Here is a 15,439-nt window from a genome sequence, read left to right as displayed (position 1 = left end):
GGGTGGCTGAAATGCAACGTTTTGTTCATCAATATGTCAAAAGAAAAACCAAATCCGTTGAGACCGAACGCCTTGTGGGTGACCCGGTTATTCACCTCCTGTATTCCCGCATCAGGGAAAATGCGCCTTTTCTGTTCAACCAGCTGGTATCAAAACGGGCCTCTTCTCTTTTGGGTTTTCTCAATTATGACCTTAATCATTGGCGCTTTACCAACCAGCGCCTTGCCAAAGCCGGCCCAGGCAGGGAGGATAAGCCCGTCTTTGCTGTCAGGGCATTCAAAGATCTGGACATCAACCCGGAGGAAATCTGGGGGCAGGTTGAAGATTTTGATACCTATCGAAAAATATTTGAACGTCAGATCCGGTACTGGGAATTTCGGCCCATGCCCGATGATCCCTGTTGTGTGGTCTCCCCGGCCGATGCAAGGGTTCTGACCGGTTCTTTTCCCACCCAGAAAATGTTGTTCATCAAGGAGACTTTTTTTTTCTACAACGAATTGATCGGGCCGGATAAGGCCCAGTGGCTAAAGGTCTTTTCCCAGGGAGATTATGCCATTTTCCGGCTGACCCCTGACAAATACCATTATAACCATGCACCTGTTTCAGGGCAGGTTGTGGATACCTACGAAATCGACGGAACGTATCACTCGTGCAACCCGGGCGCCGTGGTGCAGTCGGTCACTCCGTTTTCAAAAAACCGGAGGACAGTAACCATTATTGACACGGATGTGGATCGGGGAACCCGGGTGGGACGGGTGGCAATGGTGGAAATTGTGGCAATGATGATCGGCAGAATCGATCAGTGCTACAGCGTTGAACGCTATGATTTCCCGAAACCTTTGAAAACGGGCAGCTTTGTTCAAAAAGGACAGCCCAAAAGCCTGTTTGCACCGGGCAGTTCCACAACCGTGCTGATATTTGAGAAAAACAGGATACAATTTTCCCAGGACCTCCTTGCGAACCAGAACCGGTCAGATGTCAAAAGCCGTTTTACCCGGGGCTTTGAAAGGCCCCTGGTGGAAACCGATCTCAATGTAAGGGAAACAATTGGAGAAGCAATCTAATGGACCAGACCTTTTTTATCGCATTTATCGCTGTTTTAATCGCTGTGGCCATTGCATGGGGGGGGCGAATTCTGCCCCGGGAAAAATGGCAGATCCTGGCAACCCTTCCCCTGGAAAAGGGTGACAATGGACGATGGAAGGGGTTAAACCTGACCTACTACGGCCTTTTCAGCGCCAATGCCTATACCTTTGCCGTGGTCATCTTTTTTATTCTGGGTGCCTCAGCAGACATCCCTGCCCAAAAACTTTGTATTTTCATCCTTGCACTGCTTGGGGTGTGCATGCCTGCAGCTAAAATCGTTGCCCGGATTGTGGAAAAAAAGAGAGGCACCCTGACCGTGGGAGGGGCTGTATTTGTCGGAACCCTGGTGGCCCCGTGGCTGATCTGCCTGATGAATCTGATCCCGGGCCATGCCCCGGGCCATGCTTTGGGTCAGACACAGGGGGGGCAGATGAAAGTCACCATTCTGCTATCGGCCATTTGCGTCTCCTATGCCTATGGGGAAGGCCTGGGCCGTCTGGCATGCATCAGTTTCGGGTGCTGCTATGGAAAACCCATTCACCTGTGCAGCCCCTGGGTACAAAAGCTGTTTGGTCATTTTTATCTGGTCTTTACCGGAGCAACCAAAAAAATCGCCTATGCCTCTGGACTGGAAGGGGAACGAATCATTCCGATTCAGATCATCACTGCGATTCTTTATTCCATCAGTGCCCTTGTTGGAACAGGGCTTTATCTGAATGGTTATTTTGCCACAGCGTTCATGGAAACCCTGGTAGTGACCCAGGTCTGGCGGATTGCTTCTGAATTTTTCCGGGCGGATTTCAGGGGTGGTTTTAAAATCACCCCCTATCAACTCATGGCAGCAGGGGCACTGGTCTATTCCCTGGGGATTGTTCTTGTGTTTCCGGCCCAGGAGAGTGTGGTTCGACTTGGCCTGGGCCTTCGGGAACTCTGGACGCCCTGGATGCTGGTTTTTGTGGAATCCATCTGGATCATGACCTTTGTTTATACCGGAAGAAGTACAGTCACGGGAGCACAAATTTCATTTCATGTTGAAAAGGGCAAGATCTGATGAAGCTGACACTGGGTTCAAAATCATTTATCGAGGCCATGGCGTTGCTCTGGGCCTATGCCGTCTTGAAATTTCTGGTGGCATTTGACGTGCTTGGTAACCTAACCATGGCATCAATCCCTGGCTGTTTCTTTGCCTGGACACGGTAACCGTTCCAACCTACATCCTTCTTTTTTCATGGAGCTCGACGAGGAAATCGGTACATACAAACGTTATGATCAACTGATCTGCCAGATAAACCAGGCCCTTGGCCGGATTGATAATGGCAGGTTTGGCTGGTGCCAGGCAAAAAATACCGGGAAAAAGGGGAGATCTCTTTTCTCGGTATTTTTAATTTATCCTGATAAATCAGTTAGATGGATTTATGGTCTGTATGTTGCTTGCCCAACAAAAAGGCAGGGGGTATTCCCTGATGGCACGCACCTTCGGCGCTGATTCCAGAGGATGGGACAGCTGAAAATTTGTAAAAGGAGACCGACATTGAAAATTGAAAATTTCAATTTAAATCTTTTCTCGTCAAGAAGTTATTCTGAAACCACACAGCAGCAAGTTACCCGGGAATTTAAATTTATGGACCTGGTGGATCAGAAGATGAACCAAATCAGGGATCAAGCACAATCCCGTCAATCCCCTTCTCCCGGCACTGCCGAATCTTCGTCTGGCCGGAATGGTGAATGGTACCGGCCGGTTTTGGTCCAGGGTCAGGCGGCCATTGAGCTGACCGATCAGTTCCTGGCTGAAATGGAAAAAATGAAACAGATGCTGGATGCCATCATGGATGATTTTACCCATTTGAATGTGGTCCGGCAATATCCGGGAGGCTGTTTTCACCTGAGTCGAATCAGTCAGTTAAACAGACATTTATCACCGGGTGACGTCATCCAATTGCCTCCTCGACTTTCTGCCTATGAATATTCGCAATCTGTGACCCACACCTCTTTTGAATCTGAACAGACTCGGTTTTCTGCAAACGGGATTGTCAGCACCATGGACGGCAATGAAATTAATTTTTCATTTGAAATGGAAATGGCGCGCTCCTTTTTAAGGGAAGAGTCTTTTTCCTGGTCAGAAAAAGGTGTGACCTTGATCGATCCCCTGATTGTCAATGCCGGGGTCACCACCCCCCAATTTTCCGGGGTTGGTTTTTCCTTTGACCTGGATCTGGATGGAAATCCAGAGGAAATTCAGGCGACCTCATGGGGAACCGGATTTTTAGCCCTGGACAAAAACGGAGACGGTGTGATCAATGACGGCCACGAATTGTTTGGCCCCTCAACCGGAGACGGATTTGGAGAACTGGCAGCCTATGACCTTGATAAAAATTTCTGGATTGACGAAAATGATGCTGTGTTTGATGAGTTGACCCTCTATGGGCTGGATGAGGACGGGGAGATGCGCCTCACCCGGATCAAAGATGCCGGGATGGGGGCGATTTACCTTGCGGGGGTGGACACGGCCTTTGATCTGAAAGACAAGAACAATGAATTGCTGGCAAAAATTAAAAAATCATCCATTGCATTGAATGAAGATGGCAGTGTCCGAACTGTGCAGGAGGCAGACTGGACTGCCTGATATGGCGTCTGGAGATCTGTCCCGGGAGGGTTGACCTAGGACAGATCTGCAGCCCGGAATTATTTTTTAAATAAAGTCGGGCTGGAGGAGCGCTGGTTCTACAATGGCAGCCATGTTCAGTGTGCCATTGTGGGAACGACACCAGGCACGGAGAACGGTTTTTCTGTTCTGATCTTCCGGGGAACCCGGGGGCGAATCTCCAACTGGTTGTACAATCTGAGCATGGGACTCTCTTCCTGATTTACCGCGTGGCTTCTGCCAGGGACATTGTTGCAGGGGTTCTCCCGTTTTCCGGTCTTCTGCATGCAGGATAACCCCATTGCCTGCCCCACCCCAAGGCATTGGATTCCCAGCGCTCCTGGTTTGATGCCCCCGGGTTTCTGGCAGATCACTCCCCCCTGAATTACACGGTTCAATTGTAACTTTTAGGTGTAAGATTCTAGCGGCAGGTTATTCCCAAGTCTTCCGACAGAATAGTTTTATCCCTTTCGTAATCAAAGTCTTTGATATGGATGTCATTTTTTTAAAAAGAGCACTTTACTTACCCAAAAGAATGTTTTAAGGTAACGCCCTATTGAGAAGGATGGAACGGGTTAGGGTTACACGAAGAAAATGTACGACAACCCCCATTGACGTGTAATGTGAGTTGCAGCAGTCCTCCATTGCTCCCCCGGCCAAACGCACTAACGTATGGAGATTGCTTATGCTTATTTCCGATTTTATCAAAGGCCCTATGGTTTGGATTTCGTTTTTATTCTTTTTGAGTGGAACGCTCTACCAGATCATTACATTCTACTCCCTGAGCAGGGCAAGGCAGGCCGCACCCCGCCAGAATACATTGCCGGCACAGGAACAAGAACCCTCCATTTTAGATCGAACCTGCCTCCGATACAGACTTTCCAAGTTCAGGCTCACCGTGTTTGGCAGGCATCCTGTCATGATGATCGTGACTATGATTTTTCACCTGACCCTTATTGCAACCCCGTTCTTTGTGCTTGGACACAATATTCTCATGGATCTTTCCGTTGACATCAGCTTTCCGAGCCTTCCGGAAATGGTTACAGATCTTCTGGCCATGGTTGTCATTGTCTGCTGCCTGTTTTTCCTGATCAGGCGGTTTTTTGCCCCGGCCGTAAGGGCGATTACCACGCCATCTGATTATCTGATGTTGGCCATGGTGGGGACACCCTTTCTGACCGGTATTTTTGCCTACCACCATCTGGGTAATTATAATGCCATGATCCTGATACATATGGCAGCAGGAGAGGTTCTGATTATGATCCTTCCCTTTAGCAGGTTCGTCCATATGATCTACTTTTTTATCAACCGTTTTATTCTAATCCAGCAAAACAGCCTGGGCAAAGGAGGAAGCAGGGTCTGGCGGTAAATCTGCAGACTCTCCCTTATCATGAGTACACCGATTCAACCGGCTGTAGACACGGATAAAATTAACGAAATCCTTTGGACAAGGAAAAAAGAGATTCAGGTATCACTCAAGAGTTGTGCACATTGTTCCCTTTGTGCAGACAGTTGTTTTTTGTATCAGTGCCGGGAGAAAGATCCCAGGTACATGCCCTCCCACAAATTCATCAACAGCATTGGAACCCTGTACAAAAAAAAGGGAAACGTCACCCGTGAAGCCCTTGAAGAAATAAGAGACATTGTATGGAAGCGCTGCGTCCTCTGCACCAGGTGCTATTGTCCCCTTGGCATTGATATCCCTTCGATGATAGCACTTGCAAGGAAGGTCTGCAGATCCCAGAACGTTTTTTACGATTACAGTCAAGAGACAAGAGGTCCCCAGAAATGAATTCATTCAGACATTTTCTTACCCTGATTTTCTTTTGCCTTACCTTTTTCCCCCTGTCAGCCCTGGCCGATTTGGACGAAATAATGCTGAACCAGGAAACAATGCCCGAGACCCGCCAGCGTTCCGCTGTGTTTTTCCCCCATGGCCTTCACATGGATAACCTTGAATGCCTGGATTGCCACCATGTTTATGAGGGGGGTAAAAATTTACAGGACGAGGATGAACTATACGAAGACAATCCAGACATCCGGTGCCAAGACTGTCATAATACAGACGCTTCCATTGATACAACAAAGGCGTTCCATCACCAATGCATGGGCTGCCACATTAAAAGTACAAAAGAACAGGCAAAGATCAAAACCCCTGAAATGTGCGGGGACTGCCACACAAACAAAAATTAATGATGATTTTATGGTTGGAGAAGGACAATGGTTAAGGTAAAACAAAAAAACCTCAAAGAGATCATAGATGCAGTGCAAGGCTATGACAGACTCCTGATTGTGGGGTGTGGCGGCTGTGCGTCGGTATGCCTTGGCGGCGGGCAACGAGAGGTAGACCGGTTATGTATGGACCTCAACTTCTTTTTCAAATCAGAAAATCGACCTGCACGTGCAACGGGATACACCCTTGAGCGTCAGTGCAACCCACTCTTTCTTGAAGAACTCCAACCCATCATTGGAAACTATGATTGCGTTCTTTCCATGGCCTGCGGTGCAGGTTGCCAGTATCTGGCCGAAACCTATCCTGAAACACCCATTTTTCCCGCAGTCAATACCGTTGCCATTGGAATCGATCGTGAGATCGGTGTCTATGAGGAGCGGTGCCGGGCATGCGGTGCCTGTGTCCTTGGCTATACCGGCGGCGTCTGCCCTGTGACCCGCTGCGCAAAGGGGCTGTTCAACGGGCCCTGCGGCGGTACAAACAAAGGCATGTGCGAGGTAAATCCCAATGTCCCCTGTGCCTGGATAGAGATATACAATCGGTTGAAAAAACAGGACCGGCTGGACAACATCATGAAAATCACGCCGGCCATGGAATGGCAGAATCAGGTCCAGAGAACCCTTGTCCAGGAGCGGTAGGCGGTCGTCAAGCAGAATTTTCCGATTAAAATTAAAGGGCCATGGCCCCTGTGCGGCACCACAATGACTTTCATGGAGCGGGCCTTGGGGCGGGATCCCAGGAGTCAAGCACCTGTTTTGCACTGCTGACCCGGGTCTGGGCGAGCATTTTTCCGGCATATTTTTCGGCGTCTTCCATACTGAGGCCCATGACGGTCTGCTGAACCCTGGGCAGAAACCGCGGGTCAACACTCAGGCTTCGGATGCCCACACCGAGCAGAAAGGGAATATGTTTTGGTTCGTGGGCCATTTCGCCGCACACGGTCACCTCAATGCCGTGGTTGCGGGCCGCTGAGGCAATTTTGGCGATGCCTTTATTCACGGCCGGATGATGGGGGATATAGTAGTCGGCCACCATGGGGTTGGCACGGTCGGCGCCCAGCATGTACTGGATCAGGTCATTGGTGCCGATGGAAAAAAAATCTGCCTCCCGGGCAAAGGCATCAATGGTTTCAATCACGCAGGGCAGTTCGACCATCACCCCTGTTTTTATACTGTCGTTGAATTCAAGGGATTCCTGGCAAAGGGTCTCCATGCAATCAAGGACTATCTGTTTTGCCTCGATAAATTCATCAATGGAGGAAACCAGGGGAAACATTATCCCGACGTTCTTTTTTCCTGCGGCGGCCCTTAGAATGGCTCGGATCTGGGACTCAAAGAGATCCCTGTGTTCCAGGGAAAACCGGATGGACTTGAGGCCCAGTTCAGGATTTGCCTCCTTTGGCAAATTGCTGTAGGCAAGGGTCTTTTCTCCACCGGCATCCAGGGTCCTGAAGTTAACGGACATTGCTCCGGCTTCATCAAACAGCCGTTTATAGATGTGGTATTGTTCCGCCTCGGACGGAAATGAGCTCCTGATTAAAAAGGGAAATTCTGTACGGTACAGGCCGATCCCTTCGGCATTCAGCCTTCTGGCAAGGGCGATTTCCCCCAGAAGATTTATGTTTGCCAGCAGCTTGACCTGCACCCTGTCACGGGTGAGGGTCTGTTGCTCCATGGTTGTCGATCCCAACTCCTGCTCTGCTGCAACCCTTGTTTTAAAGAGCGCCAGGGTCTCTTTTTCAGGGTTAATGTAGAGGTTCCCCTGGTCGCCATCCATGAGAATGGTTGTGTCGTCTGCAAGGGTTAAAAGCCCGGGGGCTTCGGCAATAATGAGGGGGATCTGAAGGGATCTTGCCAGGATGGTCACATGGGAGGTGATGCCACCGCCTGCCAGTATGATTCCCTTGATTCCCCCTGAGACAAGTTTAAGGATATCGGAAGGGTAGATCTGCCGGGCAATGGCGATGCCACCCTTTTCATAGGCGGTCTCATCCTGTTGCACATTGAAATTATGGAGTATCCTCACGGCAAGATCTTCCACATCAAGGGCCTTTTCCTTCATGTATTCATGGGGGCTTGACGTAAAAATATCAATGTATTTTCCTGCAATTTCCCGGACGGCATCACAGGGCAGGGTGCCTTTATCCATGAGCTCACCCATCTTCCCGATGAAATTCTTGTCCTTTAATATCATGAAGTGGGCCGTGAATATCAGGGAGGCGCTTTCAGGTAATCTTCTGGCAAACGCCTGCTGGAGCTCCTTGAGGGAAAGAGCTGTTTTTTCAAGGGCCTGGAGAAAATCAGCTTTGGTAAATTGATCTTCCCCCGGCAGCCGGTCGTGGAGAATGGATTTTTGTTTTCCATCAAGGAGGATGGCTTTTCCCAGAACCTGGCCCCCGGTGGCGCCTTTCCCCTTTATAAATCCAAGGGGGCGCCCAGGGGGTTGTTCGTCCTTTGTCTGGGAAAGTTCCATAAGAAGCCTGGCGTTTTCAATGGCTCCGGAAAGCTGCGCAACAACAGCACGGATGGCCCTTTCGTCGGAGATGTCAAAGTAATTCAGCTCCTGGTGCTGGACAGCCAGAACGCCTATCTTTTCAACCCCCCGCTTTATGGGAACACAGAGAAACGAATTAAACAGATCTTCTCCGGCCTCTGGAAAATATTTAAACCCGGGGGTTTTGCTGGCATGTCCTTCCCGGATAATGGAAAGGGTCTCAAACGAACGGCCTACCAGTCCTTCTCCCGGCTCCATGTGTATCTTGTTGACAGCGTCGGATTTAAGACCCTTTGTGGCCTTGAGGGTTAAGTGGCCTGATGTCTCATTGTATAGATAGATGGAGCAGACCGGGGCGCTGAAGTGACGGGCCACAAGATCAACCGAATGGGTTAAAAAGCTTTCAAGATCCGAACTTGCCGTGACAAGGTTGGCAAGCTCGCTGATATTAAACAAAAGATCGAGGTGGGCTGCATCTTTATTGTGCATTTTGTTCGTTCTCAATTAAGGATTTAAGTCCGAGCCGATAGGCGATGTATCTCGCCACAAGGGTCATGGTCTGACTGCAGGTGTTGAACACGGGAAAACCCTGGCGTCTCAACCGGTTGTTGATGGGGTCATGGGCCTGGCCGGCATCGTTAAACACCACCACGGGTTTTGGGGATGTGGCTGCAATTTCCGGCAGAAGCGTGGCAAGACTTCCAGGGGTTGTGGTATATCCTGACGGGTCGTCCAGAGCCGGGGTGTCCCCCGTGGCAGGAGCCAGGGATCCAAGGGAGAGGACAACAGCATCAATGTTTTTGTCCTGGATCATGGCCTTGATTGCACCCACATGGACCATGTCCGGTGCGCCCGGCGTAATGTCCAGGGGGTTTTTAATGTCCATGATCTCGGTGAGACCGGCTTTGTCAAAAAGGGCGGCAATGGTTTTCTGGGTTTCCGGTTGAAATTGTGCCAGTTCAAGGCACGAGTCCCTGGACTGGAGGGAGTCGGCAATGCCGACGGTTTCAAAGCCGGCCGGGCTGAGACCCGCGATCCGGTTGCCGGTGATCTTTTTGCCATGGAGAAAAGTTGAAAGGTTCATCAACCCGTCAAACTCTTCAAGGGAGTCGGTGACCAGGGCGCCTGCCTGGCCAAGGCAGGAGGTGCAGACCATGTAATCGCCTGCCACGCTGGCCGTGTGGCCGGAGGTGGCTTGTTTTCCTTCAGGTGTGCGGCCGGCTTTGTAGACAATTACCTGCTTTCCTCTTTTAACGGCCCGTCGGATGCCCCTGCAGGCATGGAGGCCGTCCAGATCGTTGAATCCCTCCACATAGACGAAGATAATGGCGATTTCCGGTGCGTCCGCCATCCAGGTAAGAAAGTCGCCGATGGTGAGGTCGGTCTGGTTGCCCACGGTGATGGTATAGGCAGGATCTCCCGACACAAGAGCGGTCATTCGAACCAGGGCAAAGGCGCCGCTCTGGCTGATCAGGGCAGTCTTTGAAGGAGGGGTATGGCGTCGTTTGGGCGAACAGTTTTCAGGGGTGAAAAAGGTGTCCACCCCTCCCGGTCGGCTGATAATCCCAAGACAGTTTCCCCCAAGGAACAGGGGTGCGCCTTTGCCAAGGCAATGGGCCTGGTGAATCTTCGCCGCCATGGTCCGGGCCATGGTTTTGGTTCCCTGTTTTTCTCCGAGTCCGCCCGGGATCAGGATGACGCTTTTGGCCCGGTGGTTGTCGATGATATCGTCAACCAGGCCAGGGACCTGTTTTGCCCCTACGGCAATGACCAGAAGATCCACTGTTGGTAAGCGGGTCAGATCCTTGACACAGGCGATGCCGTCGATCTCTTTGGCCGTGGACGAGACAAGGGTGATCTTTTTTTCGGGAAAACCGGCCTTGACCATATTTTCAAGGATATGGCGTCCAAAGTTCATTTGGGTGGCGCTCACCCCCAGGATGGCAACGGATTCGGGGTGGAGCAGACTGTCGATATTGTCGGTTTCTCTGGGGGTGGTGGGTGTTGTCGGTTTTTTGAACCGGCACAGACCGTCCAGGGGAACCATCTCGTAATCCTTGAGGGCAAAGGGGTTGACCTCAAGCTCTTCAATGGTGTGGCACACGCCTGGGTTTAACGGTGAGAAATGGTTGCCAACGGCAATAAAGGCGCCAAAGCACTCAAGTATCTGTTCGTCGGAGACAAGCCTTTTTCCGCCCCGGGTCTGGCCGGAGAGTTTTCCATAGGCAATGGTTGTCTGGAACAGCTCAAAAAATGTCTGGGCTGTCACAAGGGCCGTGGATGCCGAGACCACGGCCTGGCCCGGGCGTAACCGTTCGGCAAACAGTTCCGTGTCGATCCCTCCCAGGCCTGCGGTAATGACCATGCCAAACTCCCGGGTCCACCTGAGGCTCACCAGCAGTTCGTTGCCCAGGGCATCGGATTCAGGGGGCAGGTATTCGGTGATGAGCACCCCCTGGATTCGATTGTTAACAGCGGTTCTCAACGCCTTGCCCGTCAGATCTTTAAAGGGTTCGGGCACCTGGTCCGGGTGGGTTTCCACAAAGGCTGCAAATCTATCGCTGACCCGGTCCACCATGCGTCGGCCTTCGCTTCTCACCTTTCCGGCAAGCTTTGGAACCACCTTGACGCCGCCCATATCGGATTTATGCACCACGTCAGGGCTGACGATTTTGAGCACCACTTTCCGACCGGGGAAGGGGGCCAGCAGATCGGATGTGAGGCGAAGGTCCCTGGCAAACAGCAGATGTTCGGGAACGGATTCAGAGCCAAGGGCCCGCAACAGGTCATAGGTTTCATGCTCAAAGAGCTGATCTCGTCCCTGGTCGGCCGCACGGCCAAAAATCCGGGTCATCCCTTGAAAATCGATGTAAAGTTTCATATCCCTCTATTACCAGTTCTCCCGTGAATATTCTATAAAAGAACGCCCTATACCAGAGTTTCAAAGGTCCGGCACCATCTCTTTAACTGCTTTACAAAACACAAAGTTTTGACATTCATCAAAAAAACCGATATAAACTTCCGTTTTGTTCGATTTTATTTATATGAAATGCCCTTTGAAGTATTTTCAATGGGGGTATTTCAAATTTCGTTGTGGCCAGGGCAGAGACCCTGCCCAGTCCATGACGGTTATACAAAATAGCAGGAGGAGACGTAAATGAAACAACGAGAACAATGGGGAACAAGGGCCGGGTTTGTACTGGCTGCCATTGGGTCTGCCATCGGCCTCGGCAATATATGGCGGTTTCCCTATGTGGCCTATGAAAATGGAGGCGGGGCTTTTTTTGTGCCCTATCTTTTTGCCATGCTGACCGCAGGCATACCCTTTTTGATACTTGAATTCGGTGTCGGCCATAAATACCGGGGATCTGCTCCCCAGATTTTTGCAAAATTATCCAGACGCTGGGAATGGCTGGGGTGGTGGCAGATCCTGGTTTCGTTTGTTATTTCAATTTATTATGTGGCCGTTGTCGGCTGGTCCATCTCCTATCTTTTTCTTGCCTTTAATCAGGGGTGGGGAGTTGATACCGGTGATTTCTTTTTCAAGGAGTTCCTGGCTCTTTCCGACGGTCCCATGGATATGGGTGGTATCCGCTGGAACATTTTTGCCTCTGTGGCTGCAGCCTGGGGTATCTGCTGGTTTGTCCTTTTCAAGGGGGTAAAACGGGGAATTGAGATGGCCGGCAAGATTTTCATGCCCCTGCTGTTTATACTGGTGCTCATTATCACAGTGCGGGCAGTGACCCTTCCCGGTTCCCTTGAGGGACTTAACTGGATGTTCAAGCCGGACTTTTCGGCCCTGCTCAACATTGACGTCTGGGTTGCCGCCTATGGTCAGCTCTTTTACTCGTTGAGCATCGGTTTTGCCATCATGCTCACCTATTCGAGTTACCTTCCAAAGGATTCGGATATCAACAACAACGCCTTTATCACTGCCTTTGCAAACTGCGGGTTCAGTATTATTTCCGGGATCCTGGTTTTTTCGGTTCTTGGAAACATGGCGTTGAACCAGGGCGTGGGCGTGGACAAGGTGGTTAAATCCGGTGTGGGACTTGCCTTTGTCACCATTCCCAAGGCCATCAATTATATGCCGAGCCCAGGACTGTTTGGAACGCTGTTTTTCATGGCCCTGATTTTTGCAGGCCTGAGTTCACAGATTTCCATCTGTGAGACCTGTGTGTCCTCCCTCATGGGTAAATTTGACATGAACCGGAAAAAAGCCGTGACCATCTATTGCCTTGTCGGCCTGTTCGCAGGAACGATCTTTGTCACCAACAGCGGACTCTATGTTCTGGATATCGTCGATCATTTTATCAATAATTTCGGGGTGCTTGCGACAGGCCTGGTGGAGATTATTTTTCTGTCATGGCTGTGCAAGCTTGAACTGTTCCAGGAGCATATCAACCACACCTCGGATTTTGCTGTGGGCAGCTGGTGGCCCTTTTGCCTCAAGTTTGTCACCCCCCTTGTGCTGGGCTACATGAGCATTGCCAACCTGGTGGGTGATTTGCGAAACGGATATGGAGGCTATCCCGGGGACGCCCTTTTCTATTTTGGATGGTTCCTTGTGGTGATGGTCGCCGTGATCGGATATCTTCTCCAGGCAACCGCCGTAACGGTCCCGGGTGAAATTACCCAGGCCGTTGAATTAAAACGCTGATCAAAGGAGAATCAACATGGAAATTTCCGCCGTTGCAATGATGGTGTTCGGCCTGGTCATCACCTGGGGTGGGGCAGCCGTGTGCATAAGCATTGCCCTGAAACGAAAGAATCTGTAGAGGTCCTTTATATTCATTCCCGGCACCATGGGGGCCGGGAAATGACAGAGATGAACGTCCGTTACAGGGCGTTCATCTGTTCAAACACCTTGTAAAGCCCCTGGGTGCCAAGATTCTCGTGGCCCAGGGCTGCGGCTGCCACGTAGAACTGGTTGGCCAGGGCAAGGCCGGGCAACGACAGGTTCATCTGTCTGGCCTCGTCCAGGGCGATGCCCATGTCTTTTATGAAATGCTTGATGTAAAAGCCTGGATCATAATCGCCCCGGGCAATGCGGGGGCCAAGATTGTTGATGGACCAGGAGCCGGCAGCCCCGCTGCCGATGACCTTGATGACCGATTCAAGATCCAGTCCGCTCTTGCAGGCATAGGCAAGGGATTCCACCGTGCCGATCATGGTGCCGGCAATGAGGATCTGGTTACTCATCTTGGTGTGCTGGCCTGCGCCGGGGCCGCCCATGAGGGCGACATTTTTTCCCATGATTTCAAACAGGGGCAGTACCCCCTCGTATACGGGTTGGTCACCGCCGACCATGATGGCCAGGGTGGCCTGTCTGGCGCCCAGGTCTCCGCCTGAAACCGGTGCGTCCAGGGCATCTACGCCTTTTGCCTTGAGGGCCGTGTGAATCTCCTTGGCAAGACCCGGGCTTGAGGTGGTCATGTCCACCACCACGGCACCGGCCTTTGCGCCCTCTATAACACCATTGGTTCCCAGGATGGTTTCCCTTACATCCTTTGGAAATCCAACGATGGAGAAGATGATGTCACTTTTTTCTGCCACCTGGGCTGGGGTCTCACACCAGACAGCCCCTTTTTCAATCAGCGAGTCCGCCTTTGCCCTGGTTCTGTTGTACAGGTGAATGTTGTGCCCTGCATCCAAAAGGTGCATACACATGGACTGTCCCATTACCCCGGTTCCGATCCAACCTATTTTGCTCATATTTATTCTGTAACTCCTTATACCGTTAAATTTTTTATGCCAGGTTTTCCTTTTCTTCAATGCAATCGGCAAACCGGAATCCGATCTGCCTGAATTGATCTTCCAGATCCATAAATGCATCTACCATATGGGGATCGAAATGAGTACCTTTTCCTTGATGAATAATATCAACTGCTTTTTGATGTTTAAACGGTGGTTTGTAAACCCGTTGGCTTATCAGGGCATCGTAGACATCTGCAACGGCCATTAATCTGCCGGAGATGGGGATTTCTTCTCTTTTTAATCCCTGGGGGTAGCCTGAGCCATCCCAGCGTTCATGGTGGGTCCGGGTCAGTTCTTTTGCAAATCGCATGAAATTAATATTTTCTTCACAATAATCTCGTTCAGAGGCGAGGATGGCCCTGTAACCGTATGTGGTATGTCGCTTGATGGTTTCAAACTCACTTTTCAGAAGTTTTGTCGGCTTAAGGAGGATGACATCGGGAACCCCGATTTTGCCGATGTCATGCAGGGGGGCTGACATGTATAAAAGATCAACGGTTTCATCTGTAAAAAAATTGGCATAGGCTGGATGGCTTTTCAAACTGTTTGCCAGCAGTTTGACATAGTTCTGGGTTCTTCTGATGTGGCCGCCTGTTTCCGGGTCCTTGCATTCAACCAGTGTCCCAATGGCTTTAAAGGCCATTTCCTGGGTCAGCTCGATCTGACGGGTTCTCTTTTTGACCAGATTTTCCAGGCGGTCCTGGTGCATTTTAAGGGCAAGGTGGTTTTTAACCCTTGCCTTGACAAGCATGGGGTTGAAGGGCTTGTGGATATAGTCCGCGGCCCCAAGGGCCAGACCCCGGGATTCGTTCTGGTGGTCGTTCAGGCCCGTTAAAAAAATAATGGGAATCTTAGCCGTTGCCGGACTTTGTTTTAACTTTGTGCACACCCCATAGCCGTCCATTCCCGGCATCAAAATATCAAGCAGGATTAAATCCGGCGGATCATCTGCTACGCTTTTCAGCGCCGCGTTACCATCCATGGCAATGTTGATGTTAAAGTCAGTTCCCAGGGTTGCAACCAGAAGATCAATATTTAAGCTGCTATCATCCACAATCAATACAATGCAATCTTTGATGTCGGTCATCTCTACTCCTTATCCGTCTGATTCTTTCAGGCTGACATTTTTCAGAACCCATTGCCTGGATGAATGGGGACGGATGGCCTCAACGTTTATTGTGTCAAGGCAAAAAATAAGGAAGGATCGTTATGGTATGGGCATAGGGTTT

The 15,439-nt window shown here is 50.6% G+C and carries 16 protein-coding genes; 11 read left to right on the top strand and 5 right to left on the bottom strand.

Features of this window, described 5'->3' with window-relative positions; translation table 11 throughout:
• The first annotated feature begins 11 nt into the window (after positions 1-11).
• Genes HRM2_RS22210 through HRM2_RS25640 form a run of 5 tightly spaced genes read left to right on the top strand, consistent with a single transcriptional unit; the run spans position 12 to position 3,709 of the window.
• Positions 12-1,064, top strand: a complete 1,053-nt coding sequence (locus HRM2_RS22210) for a phosphatidylserine decarboxylase (protein ID WP_015906274.1) — start codon at positions 12-14, stop codon at positions 1,062-1,064.
• Entirely contained in the window at positions 1,064-2,137 is a 1,074-nt protein-coding gene (locus HRM2_RS22205) for a hypothetical protein (RefSeq protein ID WP_015906273.1), read from the top strand. The genes HRM2_RS22210 and HRM2_RS22205 overlap by 1 nt, the downstream gene beginning before the upstream one ends.
• Entirely contained in the window at positions 2,137-2,286 is a 150-nt protein-coding gene (locus HRM2_RS27250; protein ID WP_187149301.1) for a hypothetical protein, read from the top strand. Before HRM2_RS22205 ends, HRM2_RS27250 begins: the two co-directional genes overlap by 1 nt.
• A 28-nt stretch (positions 2,287-2,314) precedes the next feature.
• Positions 2,315-2,572, top strand: a complete 258-nt coding sequence (locus HRM2_RS27930; RefSeq protein ID WP_041273440.1) for a hypothetical protein — start codon at positions 2,315-2,317, stop codon at positions 2,570-2,572.
• 45 nt (positions 2,573-2,617) lie between these two features.
• Positions 2,618-3,709: a hypothetical protein gene (locus tag HRM2_RS25640; RefSeq protein ID WP_049770500.1), complete on the top strand. Its 1,092-nt coding sequence runs from the start codon at positions 2,618-2,620 to the stop codon at positions 3,707-3,709.
• A gap of 116 nt (positions 3,710-3,825) precedes the next feature.
• Here HRM2_RS25640 and HRM2_RS22190 read toward each other — a convergent pair whose 3' ends face one another.
• On the bottom strand, positions 3,826-4,125 hold the full coding sequence (locus HRM2_RS22190; protein ID WP_232364122.1) for a hypothetical protein: 300 nt from the start codon (positions 4,123-4,125) through the stop codon (positions 3,826-3,828).
• Between the two features lie 287 nt (positions 4,126-4,412).
• Here HRM2_RS22190 and HRM2_RS22185 point away from each other — a divergent pair, with 287 nt between their 5' ends.
• The 4 genes from HRM2_RS22185 to HRM2_RS22170 are packed head-to-tail and all read left to right on the top strand — an operon-like array spanning position 4,413 to position 6,598.
• Positions 4,413-5,096: a protein TmcC2 gene (locus tag HRM2_RS22185; RefSeq protein ID WP_015906270.1), complete on the top strand. Its 684-nt coding sequence runs from the start codon at positions 4,413-4,415 to the stop codon at positions 5,094-5,096.
• Between the two features lie 21 nt (positions 5,097-5,117).
• On the top strand, positions 5,118-5,519 hold the full coding sequence (locus HRM2_RS22180) for a (Fe-S)-binding protein (RefSeq protein ID WP_015906269.1): 402 nt from the start codon (positions 5,118-5,120) through the stop codon (positions 5,517-5,519).
• On the top strand, positions 5,516-5,920 hold the full coding sequence (locus HRM2_RS22175) for a cytochrome c3 family protein (RefSeq protein WP_015906268.1): 405 nt from the start codon (positions 5,516-5,518) through the stop codon (positions 5,918-5,920). The genes HRM2_RS22180 and HRM2_RS22175 overlap by 4 nt, the downstream gene beginning before the upstream one ends.
• A 27-nt stretch (positions 5,921-5,947) precedes the next feature.
• Positions 5,948-6,598, top strand: coding sequence for a methylenetetrahydrofolate reductase C-terminal domain-containing protein (locus HRM2_RS22170; protein WP_015906267.1), 651 nt, complete (start codon positions 5,948-5,950; stop codon positions 6,596-6,598).
• 70 nt (positions 6,599-6,668) lie between these two features.
• On the opposite strand, the gene ptsP is transcribed toward HRM2_RS22170, so the two are convergent.
• Both ptsP and HRM2_RS22160 read right to left on the bottom strand, forming a co-directional pair.
• On the bottom strand, positions 6,669-8,942 hold the full coding sequence (ptsP, locus tag HRM2_RS22165) for a phosphoenolpyruvate--protein phosphotransferase (protein ID WP_015906266.1): 2,274 nt from the start codon (positions 8,940-8,942) through the stop codon (positions 6,669-6,671).
• Positions 8,932-11,334 (bottom strand): acetate--CoA ligase family protein, encoded by a 2,403-nt coding sequence (locus tag HRM2_RS22160; protein ID WP_015906265.1) that lies wholly within the window; start codon positions 11,332-11,334, stop codon positions 8,932-8,934. Before HRM2_RS22160 ends, ptsP begins: the two co-directional genes overlap by 11 nt.
• Before the next feature lie 276 nt (positions 11,335-11,610).
• Between HRM2_RS22160 and HRM2_RS22155 the strand changes: the two genes are divergently transcribed.
• Together HRM2_RS22155 and HRM2_RS26755 are read left to right on the top strand one after the other, a co-directional pair.
• Positions 11,611-13,113 carry a sodium-dependent transporter gene (locus tag HRM2_RS22155; protein WP_015906264.1) on the top strand — a complete coding sequence of 501 codons (1,503 nt, stop codon included), beginning with the start codon at positions 11,611-11,613 and terminating at the stop codon, positions 13,111-13,113.
• A 16-nt stretch (positions 13,114-13,129) separates the two neighbouring features.
• The gene (locus tag HRM2_RS26755) at positions 13,130-13,231 is read left to right on the top strand and encodes a MetS family NSS transporter small subunit (RefSeq protein WP_148214692.1); all 102 of its coding nucleotides are present in this window, start codon (positions 13,130-13,132) and stop codon (positions 13,229-13,231) included.
• Positions 13,232-13,292: 61 nt separating this feature from the next.
• Here HRM2_RS26755 and HRM2_RS22150 read toward each other — a convergent pair whose 3' ends face one another.
• Both HRM2_RS22150 and HRM2_RS22145 read right to left on the bottom strand, forming a co-directional pair.
• Positions 13,293-14,168, bottom strand: coding sequence for an NAD(P)-dependent oxidoreductase (locus HRM2_RS22150; RefSeq protein ID WP_041273439.1), 876 nt, complete (start codon positions 14,166-14,168; stop codon positions 13,293-13,295).
• Positions 14,169-14,202: 34 nt separating this feature from the next.
• Positions 14,203-15,297, bottom strand: coding sequence for a response regulator (locus HRM2_RS22145; protein ID WP_015906262.1), 1,095 nt, complete (start codon positions 15,295-15,297; stop codon positions 14,203-14,205).
• Positions 15,298-15,439 lie beyond the last annotated feature (142 nt).

The sequence above is a fragment of the Desulforapulum autotrophicum HRM2 genome (assembly GCF_000020365.1).
In the GTDB taxonomy this organism is placed as follows: domain Bacteria; phylum Desulfobacterota; class Desulfobacteria; order Desulfobacterales; family Desulfobacteraceae; genus Desulforapulum; species Desulforapulum autotrophicum.
The sequence above is the reverse complement of the archived record's forward strand: the minus strand, read 5'-3'. Positions and strand labels throughout refer to the sequence as shown.